Source organism: Pectobacterium atrosepticum (assembly GCA_019056595.1).
GTDB classification, from domain to species: domain Bacteria; phylum Pseudomonadota; class Gammaproteobacteria; order Enterobacterales; family Enterobacteriaceae; genus Pectobacterium; species Pectobacterium atrosepticum.
The window spans coordinates 1,352,941-1,375,938 of sequence record CP036163.1 but is presented as its reverse complement, the minus strand read 5'-3'; the positions used below and the strand labels follow the sequence as shown (position 1 = coordinate 1,375,938).

Sequence of the window (22,998 nt, the reverse complement as noted above, 5' to 3'; positions counted from 1 at the left end):
GGCGCTTAATCAGGTACGTGCGACGGAAGCTCAATGGTAATCATCACTCCCCCTAATGGCGAATGTTCAGCATACAGACGTCCGCTATGCGCCTCAACGATATTATTGCAGATAGCCAGCCCCAGACCGGAACCGCCGCTGGCGCGGTTGCGCGAACTTTCTGCACGGTAAAAGCGCTCGAAAATCAGCGTAAGCTGCTCGTCGGTGACGCCGGGGGCGCTATCCTGCCAGATAATGGCCCAGCGTTTATGCTGCTGAACCACGGTAATAGCCAACTGGCCCTGTTCATCGGTGTAACGCAGGCTATTTTCCAGCAAATTATTAAATAACTGACTTAGCCTGTCTGGATCGCCAAAAACGCCAGCCTGAGCCGGAAAATCGGTGGTGAGCATAATCTGTTTTTTCTGGAAGCGTTCATGAAACGCGGCGATAGCAATGTGTAGGATTTGCACGACGTCTACAGACGTTTTGCGGTAGGCCAGCGCGCCGCGATCGGACAGCGTGAGCTGATGCAGATCGTCCACCAGCTTGGTGAGCGTGGCGACCTCCGACTGGAGCGAGTGCAGAGAATGTGCGTCGGGCTTGCGCACGCCATCCTGCAAGGCTTCCAGTTCGCCGCGCAGCACCGCCAGCGGCGTGCGAAGCTCGTGGGATACATCGGCCATAAACGCGCGGCGGGACTGCTCGTTTTTTTCCAACGTCTTGGCAAGCTGGTTGAAATCCTGTGCCAGCCTGCCCAGTTCGTCGTGCGAGCTTGCCGTCACCCGCGTGCTGAAATCTCCCGACGCCAAGCTGTGCATGCCGCTGACCAGCCGTTTGACGGGCGCGAGCAGGCCGCGAGCGGTCAGCCAGGTGGCAATGATAGCGAGCAGCATTGAGAGGGCGACAATCAGCCAACTGGTGCGCTGTTGCTGTTGATCGAAACTGATGTCGGCATTGCGGGTCAGGCGTTCAACGGGCGAAGCGACAATCCAGCCGACGGTCTGATTCTGTACCTGAATGGGCTGCGAGGTGCCTTCATTGGGTATCGGTGCCGGCGATCCGAACAATTTGCGTTTGTTTGCATCTAGCACCCAGAGACGCACTCGCCACCCTTGCATGCTGTTATCGGTGTCGTTGTTCTGATCCATGGAGTGCAGCATTTTGAATACCAGACGCTCATTGTTACGCAGAAATGACCAATCGCCGTGCAGCTGATATTGCTCCGCCAGTGCATCACGCAGTTGCGTAACCCGCTGTTCGTTACCGCGCTTAATGTAGTCGATAAAGCCGCGCTCGAAGCTGACGCGTACGCCCCAGTGCATGGTGACCAGTACCAACATGCAGGTCGCGAAAATGGCGAGAAACAGCTTGGCGGTGATTCCGAATTTCATAACGACCTCACGATTTACGCGCTAGCGTTGACTGTTTTAGGGTGTCCGGCGGAACACGATTAAAAATCAACGCAGGCAGAGCGATGATGACGACCATACTGAGATAGGTGTAGAGAAATACCGTATGGGTTGCTCCACTTTCTGCCGCGATATGCGGTTGAGAAAATATGCCCAGCAGAATACCCGCGATGCTAACCCCCAGGCTGGTGGAGAGCTGCATGGTCATCGACAGCAGACTATTGCCGCCGCTGGCGAGGGGATCCGGCAGATCTTTCAGCGTCAGCGTGTTCATGGTGGAGAAGCGAATGGCGTTCACTGTGCCGAGGAAGAACAGAACCACTGGGATCATCCAAATCCATTGCATAAGTGCGACCAGTGCGAATAGCGCGGTGACCAGTGCCAGCAATAATGTAGACGCGACCAGCACACGGCGGTAGCCGAACCGATTGACGATCTGCACCACGACGCGTTTTATTCCCATGCTGCCAAGTACCATTGGCACCATCATTAGCCCAGCATGGAACGGGGAAAACCCCATTCCTAACTGCAAAAACAGCGGTGTCATAAACGGTAGCATACCGCTGCCGATACGCGCCAAAAGCCCGCCGGTCAGGCCGATAGAAAAGGTATGGGTGTCGAACAGACGTAGATTGAACAGCGCTCGTTCGTTACGACGGGCGTGTAGCCAGTAGCTCAACAGCGCGATGAGCCCGATGGCAATCAGCGCGAAAATGGCAATCGGCGGAATGCCGAGACTACGGTTACCGTCGAGCGCAAGCGTCAGCGTCGCCATGCCGACAGCCAGCCAAACGAAACCGCTGATATCGAAGCGCTGAGTTTGCATGGTGTAATTGGGCATCAGGAACCAGGTTGCCAGCGCGCCGATAATACCAACCGGTAGATTGATAAGGAAAATCCAGTGCCAACTGGCATATTCCACAAGAAAGCCGCCGAGCGCGGGCCCCAGTAATGGGCCAATCTGGCCGGGCAGCGTCACGAACGTCATCGCCGCCATATACTGATCGCGTGGGACGATCTTCATCACCGTCAGACGTCCTACCGGCACCATCATCGCGCCGCCAATGCCTTGAATCACGCGTGAAATCAGCAGTTCATCCAGCGTTTCCGAACGGGCACACAGCAGCGACCCTAGCGTAAACAGCAGAATCGCGGCGAAAAAGATGTTCTTCACGCCGATGCGATCGGCTAGCCAGCCGCTGGCGGGCAGCATCACCGCCACGGTCAACACATAGGAAACGATCACCGAATGCATATGCAGCGGGCTTTCATTCAGACTCGCGGCCATAGAAGGCAGCGCGGTATTCACGATGGTGGTATCCAGCGTCTGCATAAAAAAGCCAAAGGCAACAATCCAGAGCTGCCAGCGGACAGAGGCCGGTTGGGTCATATTCCATGACCCTCTGGATTGTTGAATACATTGGGCATAGTCGGTGGTGTCCTCACATTGCGCATGGTGTTTTTAAATCACGAATACTGCTATTTAGGGGAGGTTTCGTGCGCTGAGCATTTCCCTTGGCGTAAATTATGCTGAGGGAAAGGCAGACTCTCGGATAAGCGGCATGGATGCCGCGCAAGCCGATGTCGCGTCGGGAACGCGTCAACGGCGGTCCGTAAAGAGGATGCTTTTCCCGAAGGCACCGCATAGCGGCATAATTTCCCGCCAAAAAGCCAGGGTTCCAAGGGCGACGGCGATTGAGCCGCCCTTGGTCGGGCGCGTTCGGGGCGCTACTAGAAAAACAGCGAACGTTAAGCGCACGAAACCTCTCCAGAAATGACATATTGATTGTTATCACGACAGTGACAAATCCTTCTCCGGTGCTTTGCGCCGAATCGTCCTCAGTTTGTCGAAAAACAGATACACCACCGGAGTGGTATACAGCGTGAGGACTTGGCTCATCAATAGCCCGCCGACAATCGTGATGCCGAGCGGTTGACGCAGCTCTGCGCCGTCGCCGCTGGTCAGTACTAGCGGCAGTGCGCCAAACAGCGCGGCTAAGGTGGTCATCATAATCGGGCGGAAACGCAACAGGCAGGCCTGAAAAATAGCATCCTGCGCGCTCAGTTTACCGCTACGCTGTGCCACCAGCGCGAAATCCACCATCATGATCGCGTTCTTCTTCACGATCCCAATCAACAGCATGATACCAATCAGTGCCACCAGACTAAACGGCGCGCCGAACCACTCCAACGCCAGCAGTGCCCCCACGCCCGCCGAGGGCAGGGTGGACAGAATGGTCAACGGATGTACATAGCTCTCATACAGTATGCCCAGCACGATATACACGGTGATAATCGCCGCCAGAATCAGCAACAGCTGGGAAGACTGCGATTGCTGGAACGCCTGTGCCGTGCCGGAGAACTGGCCGCGAACCGATGACGGCACGCCCAGCGACGTCATGGTTCTCTCTATCGCCGCCGTCGCGCTGGAAAGATCGGTGCCTTCCGGCAGGTTAAAAGAGATGGTTGAGGCAGCGGACAGCCCCTGATGGTTCACTGACAGCGGTGCGTTGATCGGCTTCCAACTGGCGAAATAAGACAGCGGGATCGGTTTGTTGTCACTATTTATCACGAACATCTTGTCCAGCGAGCTGACATCCTGCGTATAGGCGTCATCCACTTCCATCACCACTTTGTACTGGTTTAACGGTTGGTAAATGGTCGAAATCTGACGTTGTCCGAAGGCGTTGTTAAGTAGCGCATTGGCGGCAGAGACGCTGATGCCTAGCTGTGCCATCGCATCACGATCGTAGGTTAACGCCATTTCCGCGCCTTTATCCTGTTGATCGGAGTTCACATCGGCCAGCTCAGGCAGTTTGCTGAAAGCTGCACGGATCTTGGGTTCCCAGGTACGCAACTCGTTCAAATCGTCAGACAGCAGTGTGTACTGATAGCCCGCGTTCGCTTCCCGCCCGCCGATTCGGATATCCTGCACCGGCATTAAAAACAGGTTGGCACCCGGCTCTTTTGCCAGCTTGATGCGCAGGCGGCTGATCACCTGCTGGGCTGAAACATCGCGCTCGGAAAGCGGCTTCAGTGAGATAAACATCGAACCGCTGTTGGTGCGCGATCCGCCGGTAAAACCGTTAACGTTATCCACCGCCGGATCGCTGCTGACAATGGTCATGAAATTCTGGAGTTTCACCGTCATGGCCTGAAAAGAAATACTCTGATCTGCCTGAATGAAACCCATCATCCTGCCCGTGTCCTGCTCAGGGAAGAAGGTTTTCGGAATGCTGATATACAGCCAAACGTTGAGCGCGATGGTCCCCAGCAATAGCAGTAAAACCCAGCGCGCATGGTTGAGTACCCACTTCAGCGATCGCCCGTAGCCTTGCTGCATGGCGAGCAATACACGATTAAACCCTTGAGTGCGCGGCTGGCTGCGTTTGGGAACGGCACGCAGCAGTCGTGCGCACAGCATTGGCGTCAGCGTGAGCGAGATCAGCAGGGAAATCATGATCGCTACCGACAGCGTCACGGCGAATTCGCGGAATAGCCGCCCCGGCAAGCCGTCCATCAACAGGAGCGGGAGGAATACCGCAACCAGCGATAGACTCATGGATAAAACGGTGAACCCGACTTCTCGCACACCTTGCAGCGACGCCTGTAGCGGCTTCATTCCGGCCTCGATATGGCGGGAAATATTCTCCAGCACCACGATAGCGTCATCCACCACGAAACCGGTGGCAATGGTGAGTGCCATTAGCGATAGGTTGTTCAGGCTGAAGCCACACAGATACATCGCGGCGAAGGTGCCAATAAGCGATACGGGGACGGCCAGTGCCGGAATAGCCGTTGCCCGCCACGAACGCAGGAACAGGAAGACGACTAGAATCACCAGCGCGACGGCGATGATCAGTGATTGTTCCACTTCCGCCAGTGAGGCGCGAATAGTGGGCGAACGATCCTGTGCGACATCCAACTGAATTTCGGCAGGCAGGCTGGCACGTAGCTCCGGCATGGCAGCACGGATATTGTCTACTGTGGTAATAATGTTGGCATCCGGCGCGCGGCGAATCATGACCAGAATCGCGGGCTTCGAATTCGCCATCCCGGCGTTGCGGGAGTTTTGCACCGAATCTTCCACCGTCGCCACATCGCTCAGGCGGACGGCGGCTCCATTGCTATAGTGGATAATCAGTGGCGCGTACGCATCGGCGGTTTTGAGCTCATCGTTGGTTTGTATCTGCCAGCGTTTCTGACTGTTTTCCACATTTCCCAGCGGCTGGCGCACGTTCGCCTGTGCGATAGCCTGCCGTACCTCATCGAGAGAAATGCCCTGATTAAACAGCGCCACCGGATTTAGCGCAACGCGCACGGCGGGGAGCGAACTCCCGCCGATAGAGACATCGCCGACGCCTTCCATCTGAGAAATTTTCTGCGACAGTTGGGTCGAGGCAAAGTCGTACAACTGCCCCTGACTGTAGGTGTCCGAGGTTAGCGTCAGGATCATGACGGGCGCATCGGACGGATTGACTTTGCGATAGGTAGGGCGACTCGACATGCCGGATGGCAGCAGATTCTGTGCTGCGTTGATTGCCGCTTGTACATCGCGCGCCGCACCGTTGATATCCCTGTCGAGGTTAAACACCAGAATGACGCGCGTGCTGCCGAGTGAGCTGGTGGACGTCATTTCGCTAACGCCTGCGATCCTGCCGAGCGCACGTTCCAGCGGTGTCGCGACGGCAGAGGCCATGGTTTCCGGCGAGGCACCGGCCAGCGAGGCGCTGACTGAAATCACCGGGAAATCCACCTGCGGCAGCGGAGACACTGGCAGAAGACGGAAACCCAAGACCCCGCAGAGCGCGATGGCCAGCGTCAGCAGCAGGGTGGCGACGGGGCGGTGAATGAACAGGGCGAAGAACTTCACTCGGTTTCTTCCTCCTGACGCGGTACACGACGGAAGCGTGTCGCTAAGCGGTCAAACAGCAGGTAAATCACCGGTGTGGTAAACAGCGTCAGAATCTGGCTCATGATCAGGCCACCGACCATACAGACCCCTAGCGGCTGGCGTAGCTCAGCGCCAACGCCGGTACTGAGCATCAGCGGCAGTGCACTTAGCAGTGCGGCCATCGTGGTCATCAAAATCGGCCGGAAACGCAGCAGACAAGCCTGATAAATGGCGTCATAGGGTTTCATACCCTGTTCTCGCTCTGCCGCCAGCGCGAAGTCGATCATCATGATGGCGTTCTTCTTCACGATCCCGATGAGCAAGATGATCCCGATAATGGCGATCACATCCAGATCTTTCCCCGCCATCATCAGTGCCAGTAGCGCGCCGACCCCCGCCGTTGGCAGCGTAGACAAGATCGTGATCGGATGGATAAAGCTTTCGTACAGCACGCCGAGCACGATATACATGGCGACAATCGCCGCGACGATGAGCCACACGGTGCTGCTCAGCGCCGACTGGAACGCCAGCGTGCTGCCCTGAAAACGGGTGGTGATATCCGCAGGTAGATTCATCTGCTGCTCGGCCTGAGTGATGGCATCAACCGCTTCGCCCAGTGCATAGCCGCTGGCGACGTTGAAAGAGATCGTCGTCGACGGGAACTGGTCGATATGGTTGATCGCCAGTGGCCCCTGACGCTCTTCAATGGTGGCAATGCTGCTGAGCGGAATCGTACCACCGTCGCTGCTGATGAGGCGCACATCGTTTAGCGCGTCCAGCCCCGTGTTGTTGGTCGTATCATGTTCCAGTACCACGCGGTACTGGCTTGCCTGCGTATAGATGGTGGAAACCAACCGCTGACCAAAGGCGTTGTACAGCGCGCTGTCAACCTGCGACATCGTGATACCCAGACGGCTGGCGCTGTCACGATCGACGTTGACATAGGCGACTGCGGCACCGTCTTGCCAGTCGCTGCTGACATCCTCTAGCTGCGGCAGCTTTTTCAATTCGGTCATCAGCTTCGGCACCCAGACGCTGAGTTCGTCCAGCGACATCGCCTGCAACGTAAACTGGTATTGCGTGCGGCTAATCTGGGTGTCGATGGTGAGATCCTGCACCGGTTGCAGATACAGCTGAATACCGGGAATCTGTGCGGTTTGCTGTTGCAGGCGACTGATAATCTCTGGAATGCGTTCGCTACGTTCACTGAGCGGTTTCAGGTTGATTTGCAATCGACCACTGTTCAGCGCCGCGTTGGTGCCGTCAACGCCGATGAACGAGGACACGCTCTCCACCGTCGGATCCTTCATGATAATGGACGCAACGCGCTGTTGGCGGTCGGCCATATTGCTGAACGAGACCGTCTGCGGTGCCTGCACGGTGCCCTGTATAATGCCGTTATCCTGTATCGGGAAGAAGCCTTTCGGGATCCAGATATAGAGCAGGATGGTCAGCAGCAGCGTACCGAGTGCAACGCTGAGCGTTAGCCACGGATGGTTCAGTACTTTACGCAGCCACGTGCCGTAGGTATCAATCAGGCGCGTGAAGAAACGCTCGCTGGCGCGGGTAAAGCGGTTCTGTTTACGCAGCGACTGATGACTTAGCATCCGGGCGCACATCATCGGAGTGAGCGTGAGCGACACGACGGCGGAAATCAGGATAGATACCGCCAGCGTGACGGCAAACTCGCGGAACAGGCGTCCGACGATATCGCCCATAAACAGCAGTGGGATCAAGACGGCAATGAGGGAGAACGTCAGGGAAATAATGGTAAAGCCAATTTCTCCCGCGCCTTTTAGCGCCGCGTTAAGCGGTTTTTCCCCTTTTTCGATATAGCGGGCGATGTTTTCAATCACCACGATGGCATCATCCACCACGAAACCGGTGGCGATGGTGAGCGCCATCAGCGTCAGGTTATTGATGGAAAAACCGAGAAAATACATAGCGGCAAAGGTGCCAACCAGCGACAGCGGTACGGCAATGCTTGGGATTAGCGTGGCGACGGCGTTACGCAAGAACAGATAAATCACCATTACGACGAGGGCAATAGCCAGCAGCAGCTCGAACTGGACGTCTTTGACCGAGGCGCGAATGCTGGTGGTGCGGTCGGTCAGCGTGGCGACCTCAACGGAATTCGGCAGGCTGGCTTTTAACGCAGGCAGCATCTTGTTAATGCTGTCCGTGGTCGTAATGACGTTGGCACCCGGCTGGCGCTGAACGTTGATAATGATCGCCTGCTGCCGGTTCGCCCAGGCACCAAGATAAATATTCTCGGCGGCCTGCTCAATAGTGGCGACATCCTGAAGCCTTACCGGTGCGCCATTCTTCCACGCGACAATCAGCTTGCGATAATCATCAACGGACTTCATCTGATCGTTGGCGGAGAGCGTTACCGAACGTGTCGGACCATCCAGACTACCCTTGGCGGAATTCACGTTGGCAGCGGTAATCGCAGTGCGGATTGTTTCGCTGGTCAGGCCGTAAGCCGCCAGCGCTGGCGCGTTTAGCCTTACCCGCACGGCGGGGCGTTGTCCACCGGCTAATGACACCAACCCGACACCCGCCACCTGCGAGATTTTCTGCGCGATGCGATTGTCTACCATGTCCTGCACCTGCGTCATCGACATGGCGCTGGAGGTGACGGCCAGCGTCATAATCGGCGGATCCGCCGGATTCACTTTGCTGTAGGTCGGTGGGTAGGGCAGATCGTTCGGCAGCAGGTTGCTTGCCGCGTTGATAGCGGCCTGCACATCCTGTTCGGCGACGTCCAGCGATAGCTCAAGTTGGAACTGAAGCGTGATGACTGATGCGCCGCCTGCGCTCTGCGTCGACATCTGTTTTAGCCCGGACATCTGGCCGAATTGCCGCTCCAGCGGTGCGGTAATCGCTGAGGTCACCACGTCGGGGCTAGCCCCCGGATACAGAGTAATGACCTGAATCGTCGGATAATCAACCTCGGGCAGTGCTGAAACCGGCAGTGCCCGATAGCCGATAATACCGGCCAATAGAATGGCGATCATCAGCAGCGTGGTGGCGACCGGTCGCAGAATAAACAGGCGAGACGGTCCGCCGCCGCTGGCTGGAACGTTATCCTGCATCAGGATTTCTCCCCAGCGATTGCGGGCGTTTTCTCCGTCAACGCTGAGGGCACGATTTCCACTTTCGCGCCTTCTGTCAGGCGGTCGATGCCGTCAGTCACGACCTGAACATCGGCGTCTAGCCCAGCGGTAACCACAACTAACTGACCGTACTGAATACTGGTGGTCACCTGACGCTTACTGACTTCGTTCTTATTATTCAGAATCCAGACGAAGCGGCCGTCATTCCCCATTTGTACGGCGGCAGAAGGCGCGACGACGGCATTTTTCAGCGTATCGACCTTCATGCGGATATTCACGAACTGGTTCGGGAATAGGGCATCATCCAGATTATCAAAACGTGCCTTGAGCTTGATCGTGCCGGTGGTGGTATCGATCTGGTTATCCATGCTCAGCAGGATGCCCTGCGAGAGTTTCTTTTGATTGGCGCGATCCCAAGCTTCCACCACCGGCGGCTGACCTGATTTTTGCGCATTCAGAATCGTGGAGATTTCCGCTTCCGGTACGGTAAAGACCACATCGATCGGATACGTCTGCGTAATTACGACAATACCATTGGTATCGCCGCTAGTGATGTAATTGCCCACATCGACCTGTTTTAAACCTATCCGACCGCTGATTGGGGCAGTGATCTTGCTGTAATCCAACTGAAGCTGTGCGCTGGCTACGGCACCTTCATCGGCTTTTAACGCGCCTTCCGCCTGACGAACGGCGGCGGTCTGCGTATCCAACTCCTGACGGGAGATCAGATTGGTTTTCACCAGTTGTTGATAGCGTGCTAAATCCTGTCGGGTGTTAAGCAGTGCGGCCTGATCTTTTGCCAACTGCCCTTGTGCCTGCGTCAGCTCAACCTGAAAAGGACGCGGGTCGATTTCCGCCAGCAGGTCGCCAACCTTAACCTGTTGCCCTTCCTGAAAGTGTAGCGCCATCAGTTGCCCGTTCACCCGGCTGCGTAGCGTCACGGTATTGGCCGCCGTCACGGTGCCTAAACCGGACAGGTAATGAGGTACGGAAGCGGATTGCGTCAGTGCAGCCTGCACCGGAGCCAGCGTGCGCATGGCAGCACGGCGTCCGCCGCCACTGCCACTATTTTCCGAATGTGACGTACGGGCGGCGTGCTGTTCGCTCGTGCCGGGGGCGGCAGGCGTCGTCTGGGTAAAATGGCGCCAGATCAGGACGGCAATAGCGATAACGGCGGCAAGTATCAGCAGGCCTCGGATACGTTTGGCATTCATAGTGATGGATTACTCTCTCCAGGTTGCGCGGGAAGTACGATCTACCCGTCATACTTCACGCTGCATGTGCGTTGGCTGTCATACCCAGCACGTTATTAGACCAGTGGTCGCATTTTACTAGTTTAAACAGTGGATGCCGGACAAAAATGAAGGAAATATGGAAGATGTGTCAGGGTTTGTAGGAAAAAAAATCCGGCAGTGTAAGACTGCCGGACCGAGATAAGAATTTTATAACGCGATGAAGGGTTACAGCACCAGACCGGCGATAGACGCGGAAAGGATGCTCACCAGCGTGGAACCGTAAACCAGCTTCAGGCCAAAACGGGAAACCACGTTGCCCTGTTGCTCGTTCAGGCCTTTAATCGCACCGGCAATAATACCGATAGACGAGAAGTTGGCGAAGGACACCAGGAACACAGACAGAATGCCCACGCTGCGCGGAGACAGTTCGCCTGCCACTTTTTGCAGTTCCAGCATCGCGACAAATTCATTAGAAACCAGTTTGGTCGCCATGATGCTACCAACCTGAAGGGCTTCGTGAGACGGGATACCCATGATCCAAGCGAACGGGTAGAACACGTAGCCAAGGATTTCCTGGAAGCTGACGCCGAAAATGGCGCTGAAAATCGCGTTGACCGCGGCAATCAGGGCAATGAAGCCGATCAGCATGGCGGCGACGATAACGGCCACTTTGAAGCCCGCCAGAATGTATTCGCCCAGCATTTCAAAGAAGCTCTGGTTTTCATGCAGAGTACCCAACTGCAATTCCGGCTCTTCACCGACTTTGTAGGGGTTAATCAGCGACAGCACGATGAAGGTACTGAACATGTTTAGAATCAGCGCGGCAACGACGAATTTGGCATCCAGCATAGACATATACGCACCGACGATGGACATCGAAACGGTGGACATGGCGGTAGCGGCCATGGTGTACATGCGTTTTTCGGACATTTTGCCCAGAATATCTTTATAGGCAATGAAGTTTTCGGACTGGCCGAGAATCAATGAGCTGACCGCGTTAAATGATTCCAGTTTGCCCATGCCGTTCACTTTGGACAGGACGGTACCAATCGCGCGGATGATGATCGGCAACACTTTGATGTGTTGCAGAATACCGATTAGCGCGGAAATGAAGACGATAGGGCAGAGCACTTTGAAGAAGAAGGAAATCAGGTTCTTCTCACTATTCACCATGTCACCGAATACGAAGTCTGTCCCTTGGCCTGCAAATCCGAGTAATTTGTCGAAGACTGCTGCGAACCCTTTGACGACACCTAACCCAACGTTTGAGTACAGGAAGAAGTAAGCGAGCAGAATTTCGATGACGAGTAGCTGAATAATGAAACGAATACGAATGCTTTTACGATCGCGGCAGACAAGCAGCGCCAGCGCCGTAACAACAACCAGCGCCAGAATAAATTGCGCAATATGGGACAAGGACATGTGTGCTCCAAATATGAGGCAGGCCAAATTTTCCACGTCATTTTATGTAACGCGTGCACTAAAAATGAGAGGAAGGACGCAAAAAAACAATTATAGCTTGGGATTTTATCTAAACTAAATGCTACGTCTCGTTATTTGCGCATTTCTGTTCATTCATTATTCTTATTCCACACAGAAAGTTACGCCGCCATACTTTGGATTGCAGACTGGCGGTTTTTTCATGATGTTTTCTGCATGATTCAAAAGGAGAGTGATTATGTCAGTATCAAATACCACACGCGAGCTTGGACGTTCAGGAATTGTGGTTCCGCCCTTTTCTTTCGGCGGTAATGTTTTTGGCTGGACGGTCGATGAGGCGACGTCGTTCAGCCTGCTGGATGCACTGGTAGCGCATCGGCTAAATTTCATTGATACCGCTGATGTTTATTCGCGCTGGGCACCCGGCAATCAAGGCGGTGAATCTGAAACGATCATCGGCAACTGGCTGAAAAAAAGCGGACAGCGCGACAAGGTCATTCTCGCTACCAAAGTCGGCATAGATTTGGGCGATGGGAAGAAGGGGCTATCTCCTCGCTATATTCGGCAGGCGGTCGAGGCCTCATTACAACGCTTGCAAACTGACTATATTGATCTCTATCAGGCACATACTGACGACAAAGATACGCCGCTGGAAGAAACGCTGGCTGCGTTTGATGCGTTAATTAAAGAGGGTAAGGTACGCGCGATAGGGGCGTCCAACTACAGTGCGGCGCGTCTGGACGAAGCGCTCAAAGTCAGTAAAGCCAATCATCTGGCGCGTTATGAAACCCTGCAACCGGAATACAACTTGTACGATCGGCAAGGCTACGAGGCTGCGTTAGAGCCGCTGGTGCGTGAGCAAGGCGTCGGGGTCATTAGCTATTATTCGCTGGCTAGCGGATTTCTGTCAGGAAAGTATCGTCAGCCGAAGGATGCGTCGAAAAGCGCACGCGGGCAGGGGGTAGTGGAAAAATACCTGAACGAGCGCGGTCGCACTATTTTGGAAGCGCTGGATAGCGTGGCGAATGCGCATCAGACGACGCCATCGCAGGTCGCGCTGGCATGGTTGATTGCACGTCCAGGCATTACGGCCCCGATCGCCAGTGCGACGTCGCTGGAGCAGGTCGCTGAGCTGGCAAGCGCGACGCGGCTGGTGTTGCCAGTAGAAGATATTGAGCTACTGAACCGCGCGAGTCGTTACTAATAAATAGAACGTTTTTTGAATACGAGTCTTTTTATCGTACTTGTTAAATTAATTAACAGGACAGACCGCTATGAAGGACGATGTAACCTCAGAAAGTCGCATTTCCATTGATTCTCACGATCTTATCAGAACGCTAACCCGCATTGTCGGTAAGCCCCATATCTTAACCGATAAAAATAAAACAGAGCGTTATCGCAAAGGCTTTCGCTCGGGTAGCGGGGAGGCACTGGCGGTGGTTTTTCCCGCTTCGCTACTTGAGCAGTGGCGGGTATTTAAAGCCAGTATTGAAGCGGGTTGTATTGTGCTGATGCAGGCCGCTAATACGGGATTAACTGAGGGTTCTACCCCGAGCGGTAATGATTACGATCGGGAAATCGTGATCATCAATACCCTGCGCTTGGATAGCGTTCAACTGCTGGATGAAGGACGACAGGTTGTAGCGCTGCCGGGAAGTACTCTGTGGCATCTTGAGCGCGTATTGAAACCGCTTGGGCGTGAACCGCATTCTGTGATCGGCTCTTCGTGTATTGGCGCATCGGTGATTGGGGGAATTTGTAATAACTCCGGTGGTTCTTTGGTTCATCGTGGCCCAGCCTATACCGAAATGGCACTTTACGGCCGGGTTAACGAGCAAGGTCAGGTGGAGCTGATCAACCATCTGGGGATCAATTTGGGTGATACGCCGGAAGCGATTCTGACCCGTTTGGAATCGCAACAGTATGACGTGAAGGACGTGATTTATGACGAGCGTCAGGCATCTGACCACGACTATATTGAACGTGTGCGGGATGTGGATGCAGACACGCCGTCGCGCTTTAACGCCGATGAACGCCGCTTGTTTGAGGCCGCTGGCTGTGCAGGAAAACTGTCGATTTTTGCCGTGCGTCTGGATACGTTTCCGGCGGAAAAATCCCAACAGGTTTTTTATATTGGGACTAATCAGCCGCAGGTATTGACGGAATTACGCCGTCATATGCTCGCAGATTTTAAAAATCTGCCGGTGGCGGGTGAGTATATGCACCGCGATATATTCGATATCGCCGAAACATACGGCAAAGATACGTTTATGATGATCGATAAACTGGGTACGGATAAATTGCCCTTATTTTTTAACCTGAAAGGGCAGGTGGACACGATCTTTAGCAAAGTGCCTTTCCTTCCGTCGCATCTTGTTGATCGTACCATGCAGTTTCTCGGCCGCCTGCTGCCTTCTCATCTACCGGCGCGGATGAAAACGTATCGTGACCGTTTCGAACACCATTTGATGGTGAAAATGGCGGGCGACGGCATTGATGAAGCACATCGTTGGCTGGAAGAATATTTTCATGATGCCGACGGCGAGTTTTTTGTCTGTACGCCGGAAGAAGGTGCGAAGGCCTTTCTGCATCGCTTCGCAGCAGCGGGAGCCGCGATCCGTTACCATGCAGTACACAGCAATGACGTGGAAAATATCTTGGCTCTGGACATCGCTCTGCGGCGTAACGACCGTGAATGGTTCGAGCATTTACCGGCGGATATTAGCGATATGCTGGTACATCGGTTGTATTACGGTCACTTCATGTGCCATGTTTTTCATCAGGATTATATTGTGAAGAAAGGCGTGGATGTTCATGAACTGAAAGAGAGAATGCTGGCCTTACTCGATCAGCGCGGGGCGGAATATCCGGCAGAGCACAATGTTGGTCATCTCTATCAGGCCAAACCACAGTTGAAAGCGTTTTATCAGAAAAGCGATCCTACCAATAGCCTGAACCCAGGAATAGGCAAAACCACTAAGCTGAAAAACTGGGGCTGTACCGGCTGTGAAGAGCACCATACCAACCATTAAATAGCTGATGCCGCTAACGGGCGTGTTGTGTCCGTTAGCGGGATGGCTTAATGCGTTTCACCGTTTTTAGCCCGTCGGCTGTCCTGCGTGACAGGTCAGAATGGGTCACCGATCGGGACGAAAACGTGTCGTTAGTGTGCCTCTGCGCCGTCGTCTTCAAACCAGGCAGCCAGTTCGCGCCGCAGGTTATCTGACTGGGTGCCGAAAATAGCCTGCACCTGATGACCGACAATAATCACGCCGATAGCACCGAGCTTTTGCAGACTGTCGCTGTTGACTAGACGCAGGCTGTGAACCTCGACCCGCAGTCGGGTAATGCAGGCATCCAGACTGACGATATTTTCTTTGCCGCCAAAGGCGTTCACCAACTGCTGCAAATTCTCTTTGTCTAGCGGTGAAGCGATTTCAATCTCGGTAATTTGCTTACCCAACATTGATGCGAACAATTTCCGAAAATTGTGAATCTTGCCCATCGTAGTCACCTCTTCGTTTGTTTATCAGCGTGCGTATGATAATGCCGCTCACCTAACATTACTGTTAGGCGACACACGGTGATGAGGTTTCGTCGAAACATCCATCACGGTGGCCGCCTAATATTGCGATGCTTAACTGACAAGCATGAGCTTTACTGTAGTGCGCGGCGGAGAATCCGACAGCCGTAGCCTGACAGGTCGAGCGCCCCTGAAAGCGTGCTGCCCGTGGTCATTTCCTCGTAGGCGGCAGGCAGCGTAATGTACTGCGGTGTTGCCGTGTAATTCTGTACGAAGATAAACTCACTTTCCCCGTCATCGCGACGATGAGCGACAATGCCGTAAGGCAGATCGGTCGGCAGCGCACGCGGTAGATCCTGCGTCTTTATCAGCGTGGTGAAGAAATCACGTTGGAAGGCGAGATCGTTGCGCGACGCGATGTAATAGGCCTGACCCTTGCCATAATCATTGACCGTAACGGCTGGACGTCCTGCATAGAAATCGCTGTCATAGGTCGCCAGTGCCCGCGCGCCTTCCAGATGAATCAGCTCGCACAGATGGGTGACCTGATACGGGCCAACCAGACGTTGCTCATTACCATCCAGACCGCTGATGCTGTTGCTTTCATGATCGTACAGCCCGTCGATTTCTTCCGCCCAGATCCCCATGATAGGACGAAGTGGACCAGGGAAACCGTTTTGGTAGCACAGATCGGTTTCGTTAACGACACCCGACCAGTATGTAGTGACGAAGCGGCCACCTTGTTTGACGAAAGCATCGACGCGTTCAGCAAAGCCATCGCGCACCATGTAGAGCATCGGTGCAATCACGACCTGATAACCGCTGAGGTCGACATCGGCGTTGATGATATCCACCGCCACGCCCTGTTCCCAGAACGTCCGATAATGGTCGGTGACAGTTTTTTCATAGAACAGCCCCGCGTTACGCGGCCCTTGAGCATTATCCATCGCCCAGCGGCTTTCCCAGTCGAAAATGATAGCGACTTTCGCGTCGACCCGGCTGCCTGCAACAGGGGCGAGTTTATTGAGTATGTCACCCAACTCCTGTACTTCGCGCCCAACGCGGGTGTTGATATGCCCGACATGATCGACGACGGCACCGTGGAATTTCTCGACGGAACCGCGGCTCTTACGCCACTGGAAATACTGCACGGAGTCTGAACCGTGTGCGACCGCCTGAAGCGAAGACAGAATGTGCATGCCTGGCTTTTTCAGCTTGCTGATCTGCTGCCAGTTGGTCAGGCTCGGCGTTGATTCCATCAGGTAGAAGGGTTTTCCACCTTTCAGCGTGCGCATCAGATCGTGATACATCGCGGTATAGGCACCCAGCGTGCAGTCATCTTCCGCGTTATGCCACAGCGGGTAGCTGTCCCAGGAGATAAAGTCGATCACCTTCGCCAACTGCCAGTAGTCGTAATCATAGAAGTATTCCATGAAGTTCGTCGTCGTTGGCAGAGATGGGTTTTCGGCTTTTAGTGGTGCAATTTCTGCGGCACAGAAATCACTAACCTGTGAGGTGTTAAAACGTTTCCAGTCCAGATTCAGGCCGTGAATAGAGACTTCACCAATCGGTGACGGCGGTTCTAACTGTGACCAGTCGGTGTAGGTGTGGCTCCAGAAGGTGCTCCACCACGCTTTATTCAACGCGTCTATCGTGCCGTAGCGCGCTTTTAGCCAGCTTTGGAAGGTGCTGCGACAGGTATCGCAGTGGCACTCGCCGCTGTATTCGTTGGAAATGTGCCAGCCGATCACCGCAGGATGATGCGAGTAGCGTTTTGCCAACTGGGTGTTCATTTGTTTTACTTTTTCGCGATAATTCGGCGAACTCAGGCAGTGGTTGTGGCGACCGCCGTGCAGCGCCTGTACACGGTTGCTACCCACGCGCAGCACGTCCGAGTATTTTTGCGATAGCCAGGCTGGACGAGCACCGCTGGGTGTTGCCAGAAAAACGAAGATCCCATTGGCATACAGCGTGTTGAGGATGCTGTCCAACCAGCCAAATTCGTAGCGACCTTCTTCCGGTTCAATCCCAGACCAACTGAAAATGCCCACGGACATGACGTTGCACTGGGTCTGCTTCATCATCTCAATGTCTTTTTCCAGTACCTCTGGGTTGTCTAGCCATTGGTCAGGATTATAGTCAGCACCGTGCAGCAGAACGGGCACCTTGCTGCTTAGTGGGGGGAATTTGAACATCGTTCTCTCCTAAACGGGTTGTCAACGTGTTGAATTCGGTTTGCGTATTCGAGATAGCGACAATGTGCTTTACACGGCGATGATGGGTAGATCGTAAAGACGCTGTGAATACATCCCTGTACGCTCGAGTTGCGCCATCCCTGGCGCAAACGCTTTACTCTTCTATCCCATTATCGCCGCTCTTGTTCAGTTAAACGGGTTGTCGACGTGTTGAATACGGTTTGCGGCTTACTTAAACACTTTGATGGAAGGCAGTACGTTGCCTTTGCAGTCGAACAGCGCCTGGTTTTCGCGTGCGTTGCCTTCCTTCCACTCATCGTTGTTATATTTCATGCCTGCTTTCGTCGCCCAGGTTGCGCCGGGGGTAGGTAGCCAGATTGGCTCCCAATAGAAGATGCCTTTGCCGCGCTGATTGGGCACGTTGATGACGCTTTGCATCAGATCGTGCAGGTAATTGGCTTGACCCTGTACGGAAGCCGGATAGCCGCCTGCATCCAGCTCTTTTTGCTGGAAGCTGTTTTCGGCGTTATCGCAGTTTTCCAGCGTATAAGCATAGGCGGCTTCAACCACGATGATGTCTTTATTGTAGCGCTTGGTGACGTCGTTCATGTTGTACTGCAACGCGCTGATAGGGCCATTCCAGTAGGTGTAAAACGAGGCTCCGATCACATCGAATGGGACATTGCGTTTGACGATTTCATCAAACCACCAGATGAAGGTGTCGTTTTTGGTGCCTTCTGCCAGATGCAGCATGATTTTGACGTTATTCGCGCCTTGTACGTCCTTCACGCCCTGAATACCGGCTTTCAGTAACCCGGCGAGGCGATCAAACTCACCGCCACCCTGACCCCAGCTTTTTCCTTCCGGCCACAGCATCCCGCCGTTCAGTTCGTTACCAATCTGCACCATATCCGGCATGACGCCTGCTTTCTGGAATTCGCTAATGGTGGCTTTGGTGTAGTCATGTACGGCAGTGGTGAGCTGTGCCACATTTAGGCCAGACCACGCTTTGGGTTTGTTTTGGTGGGCTGGATCGGTCCAGAAATCGCTGTAGTGGAAATCCAGCAGCACTTTCATGCCGTTCGCTTTGGCACGTTTAGCTAGCGCTAACGTGGTGGCTAAATCGTTATTACCGCCGCCATAGCCGTTGCCTGCTGTATCTTTCGGATCGTTCCAGATGCGCAGACGGATGTAGTTAATCCCGTTCTCTTTCAGAATCAGCATGGCGTCTTTCTGTTTGCCATGCTCGTCATAAAATTTTCCGCCGTGCTTTTCTACTTCATTTAGCATGGAGATATCCGCGCCTTTAATGAAGTCGGCAGGGACGTTCGTCAACGTGTTGATCGTCACATTCTCTGCGGCATACAGGGTTTGCGGCAGGGAGACGGTCAACAGGCCAGTTGCCAACATGGCGGCCATCAGTACGCGTTTTTTCATTTTCATTTTACGTTCCTGGAATAGGTACAGATGTTGAGTAATTACCCTTTGGTTCCGCCTGACGTCAGGCCGGAGACAAAGTACTTTTGCAATGAAAGATAAAGAATGGCGACCGGCACCGCGATCAGCACGGCTCCGGCGGCGTAGGTGGTGTAGCTAGCGCCCATTTTCTGTGCAACCAGGTTATAAAGCCCGATGGGTAGCGTGTATTGATCTGGCGTGCGCAGGATGGTGCTGGAAAGAATAAAATCACCCAGCGGACCGGTGAACGAGAACAGGGCAATCACCGCGATGATTGGTTTAGACAGCGGCATAATGATCTCGATAAAGATGCGGAAGTTGCCTGCACCGTCCATACGTGCAGACTCATCCAGATCTTTCGGAATGGCATCCAGATAGCCTTTCATCAGATAGGTGTTCATCGGGATCATGCCGCCGACGTAAACCAGCACCAGCGCAATATGGCTGTTCACCAGCCCCAACATCTGTGCCAGTACGAAGATGGCGATTAGCGCGGAGAACTGCGGAATCATCTGCAACAGCAGAAACAGCATTAGCCCGTTCTGGCGGCCGCGAAAGCGGAAGCGTGAGAATGAATACGCGGTGAAACTGACGCTGACTAGCGTCAAAATCATGGTCAGGAAACTGATTTTCATCGAATTCCAGTACCAGGCAGCATAGTCGATCTGGCCGTTAAACAGCTCCTCATAGTGAATAAAGGAGAAGTTATCCGGAATGATCGACGTGTTGAGCAGGCTGCTGCCCGGATTAAGCGACGCGCCTACCGTCCAGATCAGCGGATAAATAATGATGACGGCCACTATCGTCAACAGCAGGTAGGTCAGACCGAGTTTGATAAAATTCTGGCGTTTTACGCTGTGTTTTTTCATCTGCGCGCTTTCCTATGCCATGTTGTCTTGTTTGAAGGAGTTGGTTGCGCGGAACTGCCACAGCGCGATTCCCACGACAAAAATCGACAGCAGAATCGTGATGCTGGCCGCGATCGCATATTGGGATGAAGACATCGTCAGCTTATAAATCCACGACACCAGAATATCCGTCCCACCCGCGTTAGAGCCGATCACCGCCGGACCACCGTTGTTGAACAGATAAATGATGTTGAAATTATTAAAGTTGAACGTGTACTGCGTGATGATGATGGGGGCAATGGAATAGAGCACCAGCGGCAGCGTGATGGTGGTCAGCTTGTACCAACTGCTGGCACCGTCAATGGTCGCCGCTTCGTACAAATCGTCAGGAATAGCCTGCAATACGCCGGTGGTCATGGCGAACACAAACGGGAAGCCTAACCAGGTTTGCATTAGGATCAGCGCGGTTTTGGTCCAGAACGGATCGGTCATCCACGCCTTAGGCTCAATCCCCAGTGCGGCCAGAATACCGTTATTAATCACGCCAAACGTTTCATTAAACATGCCCGCGAATACCAGAATGGTGACGAAGCCCGGTACCGCCCACGGCAAGATTAGAATGGTGCGGATCAGCGGTTTGAAACGTAGGCCTTTCTGGTTCACCAAAATCGCCAGCAGGATACCCACGGCGCACTGGAGTGTGGTCGCAATCAGCGTCCAAATTACCGTCCATTGCAGCACGTCAAAGAACGTGGATCGCCAAAGGTCGAGTCGGAAGATGTTGATGAAATTCGTCATCCCCACCCAGTCGACCAGCTTGGCTGGCGGCGTGTGGTAGAGGTTGTAATTGGTAAAGGCAATGGAGAAGCCGAAAATAATCGGGAAAACCACGACAAACACCAGCAGGATAAAGCCGGGCGTGATCATCAGATAAGGGAAACCTTCGCTCAACAGCATCTGATATTGCTTCTTCACGCTGTTCAACGGCAGGCCTTTATCACGTCTGGTGCCGCAGACGTAGGCATCGCGCAGGCTGTAATAGTAGACGCCGACACCAAAGGCGGCGACGATCACACTGATAATGCCTTTTGCCAGCAGAAAAATAGAGTGATCGCGCGGCAGTTCGGTGCCTAGCGTGATAAGCCCCCAGGCACCGTTCCGCAGGAAATCATGGAATATGCCGATGAAGCAGATCATGACGATAAAGAAAAGCGCGCCTTTGACGAACTGGCGATTATAAATCTGTCCGAGTCCGGGGACGAGCGCCAGCAATACAGCCGTTCTGGCGTGACGATGTCCTCTTTCTTGTGGCACAAGGCCGCTGGCGTTGATGGTCACATCTACCTCCATTTTCTTAAAAACATGGTATCCCCACATCCCGAAACCGAGTGGGGATAAACAAGGGGATCCCATGTTGACCCACGGTGGTGCAGTGGTTTACTGGTTACTGTGGTTAGCTTCGATCTGCATTTTTATTACCTTCACGGCAGATTCCAACGCCGCTTTAGTGTCCTGCTTGCCCGTCACGCTCAGTTGCAGCGCGCTGTTGGCTGGCGTCCAGACTTCCTGCATTTCCGGTACGCTCGGCATCGGGACGGCATAACCAGATTGGATCGCGACAGCACGGGATTTTTCGTCATTCTTAATCAGCGGATCGTCAACCAGTGCGGCGATCGGCGGGATTTCACCGGTCAACTGGAAGCGAACTTTGGCGTATTCCGGCTGATTGATGAACTCAATGAATTTCTGTGCCAGCTCTTTGTTTTTGGAGTAAGTGGAGATGCTGTAGCCTTTCACGCCCAGCAGTGAACGCGGGTGTTCGCCGTTTGGCAGCAGCGGCAGGGGGGCAACGCCATAGTTTACGCCCGCGTTTTTGTACGGTTGGAATGCCCACGGACCGGTAATCACGGCAGCAGCTTTTTTCTCGGTAAACAGGGAGTCGATGGCGTTAGCACCGGTTTCACCAACGATGCCGGGCGGGAACAGGCCATCGGCGTAGAATTTCTTGATGTAGTTGACGGCGTCGATGGTGGCTTGTTTATCCAGACCGATGTCTTTTACATTCGGTGATCCGTTGCTGTTCTGGCCGAAAATGTAGCCGCCCATCCCAGCGATGACGCCATAGGCGTAATAAATCTCGTCAAATTTCGCCAGCAGACCATAGCGACCTTCGGCACGCTGCTGTTTGGAAAAGGCGAACAGGTCGTCGAATTTTTCCGGCGGTTGTGGCATCAGGTCTTTGTTGTACACCAGTACGGTGGTTTCAACTGCTTTCGGTACGCCGTACAGCTTACCGTTATAGGTTTGCGCTTCCAGTGCGGGTTTGGTGAAACTCGACAGGAAAGTCTGATCCAGCTTCAGTTCGCTAATCAGCCCCTGAACCACGGCGGTGCCAACCTGATCGTGTGGCATCACTATTACATCCGGACCGATACCGGCTGGGCCATCCAGACGGAGTTTCTCAATCTGCTGAGCGTAAGGCGTTTCCAGTACTTTGATTTTGACATTATTCTGTTTTTCAAAGGCTTTGATCGCATCGGCGATACCGTCGGATTTCTTGATATCTTCCCATACCAGAAGTTCTTTGTCGGCTGCCAGCGCTGATTTGCTGAGCACGCCGGTGATACCCAGTGAAATCATAATGACGGTGGTCAGTGTTTTCATTTTCATCATTAGTCCTCAAAGCCCTGGTGGGCCCATCATGGTAGGAAATCGTTGCGTACTTGCCGCTCTCACCGTTTTTGTCATCCTTGTGCGATGTTGGTGTAACGTTACATCGCACGGCAGTACACAGCAGGGAATGAGGCATCTAAGCGTACGCGTTGTTTGGTGATCGTCGCTGTGTGGCACGTGACGCTTTATTGCGCGTTTCCCATAATCTAGGGTAACGGTTAC

At 53.8% G+C, this 22,998-nt stretch carries 15 protein-coding genes; 3 read left to right on the top strand and 12 right to left on the bottom strand.

All coding sequences use genetic code 11. The features are described 5' to 3' along the window. Window positions 1-5: 5 nt before the first annotated feature. Both baeS and DCX48_06840 read right to left on the bottom strand, forming a co-directional pair. Window positions 6-1,373: a two-component system sensor histidine kinase BaeS gene (gene baeS / locus DCX48_06845; protein QXE14254.1), complete on the bottom strand. Its 1,368-nt coding sequence runs from the start codon at window positions 1,371-1,373 to the stop codon at window positions 6-8. Window positions 1,374-1,380: 7 nt separating this feature from the next. Next, complete coding sequence (locus DCX48_06840; GenBank protein QXE14253.1) at window positions 1,381-2,781, bottom strand: MFS transporter; 1,401 nt, start codon at window positions 2,779-2,781, stop codon at window positions 1,381-1,383. A 172-nt stretch (window positions 2,782-2,953) separates the two neighbouring features. Here DCX48_06840 and DCX48_06835 point away from each other — a divergent pair, with 172 nt between their 5' ends. After that, window positions 2,954-3,169: a hypothetical protein gene (locus tag DCX48_06835; protein QXE14252.1), complete on the top strand. Its 216-nt coding sequence runs from the start codon at window positions 2,954-2,956 to the stop codon at window positions 3,167-3,169. 14 nt (window positions 3,170-3,183) lie between these two features. On the opposite strand, the gene mdtC is transcribed toward DCX48_06835, so the two are convergent. The 4 genes from mdtC to DCX48_06815 all read right to left on the bottom strand — a co-directional run bounded on the left by mdtC (window position 3,184) and on the right by DCX48_06815 (window position 12,055). Further along, window positions 3,184-6,264: a multidrug transporter subunit MdtC gene (gene mdtC / locus DCX48_06830; GenBank protein QXE14251.1), complete on the bottom strand. Its 3,081-nt coding sequence runs from the start codon at window positions 6,262-6,264 to the stop codon at window positions 3,184-3,186. Continuing rightward, the gene (locus tag DCX48_06825) at window positions 6,261-9,383 is read right to left on the bottom strand and encodes a multidrug transporter subunit MdtB (GenBank protein ID QXE14250.1); all 3,123 of its coding nucleotides are present in this window, start codon (window positions 9,381-9,383) and stop codon (window positions 6,261-6,263) included. Before DCX48_06825 ends, mdtC begins: the two co-directional genes overlap by 4 nt. Continuing rightward, window positions 9,383-10,618, bottom strand: coding sequence for a multidrug transporter subunit MdtA (locus DCX48_06820; protein QXE14249.1), 1,236 nt, complete (start codon window positions 10,616-10,618; stop codon window positions 9,383-9,385). Before DCX48_06820 ends, DCX48_06825 begins: the two co-directional genes overlap by 1 nt. Before the next feature lie 246 nt (window positions 10,619-10,864). Further along, on the bottom strand, window positions 10,865-12,055 hold the full coding sequence (locus tag DCX48_06815) for a NupC/NupG family nucleoside CNT transporter (protein ID QXE17171.1): 1,191 nt from the start codon (window positions 12,053-12,055) through the stop codon (window positions 10,865-10,867). Window positions 12,056-12,317: 262 nt separating this feature from the next. Here DCX48_06815 and DCX48_06810 point away from each other — a divergent pair, with 262 nt between their 5' ends. Then, window positions 12,318-13,283 carry an aldo/keto reductase gene (locus tag DCX48_06810; protein ID QXE14248.1) on the top strand — a complete coding sequence of 322 codons (966 nt, stop codon included), beginning with the start codon at window positions 12,318-12,320 and terminating at the stop codon, window positions 13,281-13,283. Between the two features lie 70 nt (window positions 13,284-13,353). Then, on the top strand, window positions 13,354-15,111 hold the full coding sequence (locus tag DCX48_06805; protein ID QXE14247.1) for a D-lactate dehydrogenase: 1,758 nt from the start codon (window positions 13,354-13,356) through the stop codon (window positions 15,109-15,111). Window positions 15,112-15,242: 131 nt separating this feature from the next. Here the strand turns inward: DCX48_06805 and DCX48_06800 are convergent, their stop codons facing one another. From DCX48_06800 to DCX48_06775, 6 genes are all read right to left on the bottom strand, one after another. Beyond that, window positions 15,243-15,584 carry a PTS glucose transporter subunit IIBC gene (locus tag DCX48_06800; protein ID QXE14246.1) on the bottom strand — a complete coding sequence of 114 codons (342 nt, stop codon included), beginning with the start codon at window positions 15,582-15,584 and terminating at the stop codon, window positions 15,243-15,245. A gap of 152 nt (window positions 15,585-15,736) precedes the next feature. After that, window positions 15,737-17,797, bottom strand: a complete 2,061-nt coding sequence (locus DCX48_06795) for a beta-galactosidase (protein ID QXE14245.1) — start codon at window positions 17,795-17,797, stop codon at window positions 15,737-15,739. 228 nt (window positions 17,798-18,025) lie between these two features. Further along, complete coding sequence (locus DCX48_06790; GenBank protein ID QXE14244.1) at window positions 18,026-19,240, bottom strand: galactosidase; 1,215 nt, start codon at window positions 19,238-19,240, stop codon at window positions 18,026-18,028. Between the two features lie 35 nt (window positions 19,241-19,275). Beyond that, window positions 19,276-20,124, bottom strand: a complete 849-nt coding sequence (locus DCX48_06785) for a sugar ABC transporter permease (protein QXE14243.1) — start codon at window positions 20,122-20,124, stop codon at window positions 19,276-19,278. 12 nt (window positions 20,125-20,136) lie between these two features. Continuing rightward, window positions 20,137-21,453, bottom strand: a complete 1,317-nt coding sequence (locus DCX48_06780) for a sugar ABC transporter permease (GenBank protein ID QXE17170.1) — start codon at window positions 21,451-21,453, stop codon at window positions 20,137-20,139. Between the two features lie 87 nt (window positions 21,454-21,540). Then, on the bottom strand, window positions 21,541-22,773 hold the full coding sequence (locus DCX48_06775; GenBank protein ID QXE17169.1) for an extracellular solute-binding protein: 1,233 nt from the start codon (window positions 22,771-22,773) through the stop codon (window positions 21,541-21,543). Between the last annotated feature and the right edge of the window lie 225 nt (window positions 22,774-22,998).

Bases quoted from the DNA above. Each gene is read 5' to 3' on its own strand.
- DCX48_06795 (QXE14245.1), bottom strand. From the start codon at position 17,797: ATGTTCAAATTCCCCCCACTAAGCAGCAAGGTGCCCGTTCTGCTGCAC.
- DCX48_06775 (QXE17169.1), bottom strand. From the start codon at position 22,773: ATGAAAATGAAAACACTGACCACCGTCATTATGATTTCACTGGGTATC.
- DCX48_06780 (QXE17170.1), bottom strand. From the start codon at position 21,453: ATGGAGGTAGATGTGACCATCAACGCCAGCGGCCTTGTGCCACAAGAA.
- DCX48_06840 (QXE14253.1), bottom strand. From the start codon at position 2,781: ATGACCCAACCGGCCTCTGTCCGCTGGCAGCTCTGGATTGTTGCCTTT.
- DCX48_06820 (QXE14249.1), bottom strand. From the start codon at position 10,618: ATGAATGCCAAACGTATCCGAGGCCTGCTGATACTTGCCGCCGTTATC.
- DCX48_06835 (QXE14252.1), top strand. From the start codon at position 2,954: ATGGATGCCGCGCAAGCCGATGTCGCGTCGGGAACGCGTCAACGGCGG.
- DCX48_06790 (QXE14244.1), bottom strand. From the start codon at position 19,240: ATGAAAATGAAAAAACGCGTACTGATGGCCGCCATGTTGGCAACTGGC.
- DCX48_06800 (QXE14246.1), bottom strand. From the start codon at position 15,584: ATGGGCAAGATTCACAATTTTCGGAAATTGTTCGCATCAATGTTGGGT.
- DCX48_06825 (QXE14250.1), bottom strand. From the start codon at position 9,383: ATGCAGGATAACGTTCCAGCCAGCGGCGGCGGACCGTCTCGCCTGTTT.
- DCX48_06810 (QXE14248.1), top strand. From the start codon at position 12,318: ATGTCAGTATCAAATACCACACGCGAGCTTGGACGTTCAGGAATTGTG.
- DCX48_06785 (QXE14243.1), bottom strand. From the start codon at position 20,124: ATGAAAAAACACAGCGTAAAACGCCAGAATTTTATCAAACTCGGTCTG.
- DCX48_06805 (QXE14247.1), top strand. From the start codon at position 13,354: ATGAAGGACGATGTAACCTCAGAAAGTCGCATTTCCATTGATTCTCAC.
- baeS (QXE14254.1), bottom strand. From the start codon at position 1,373: ATGAAATTCGGAATCACCGCCAAGCTGTTTCTCGCCATTTTCGCGACC.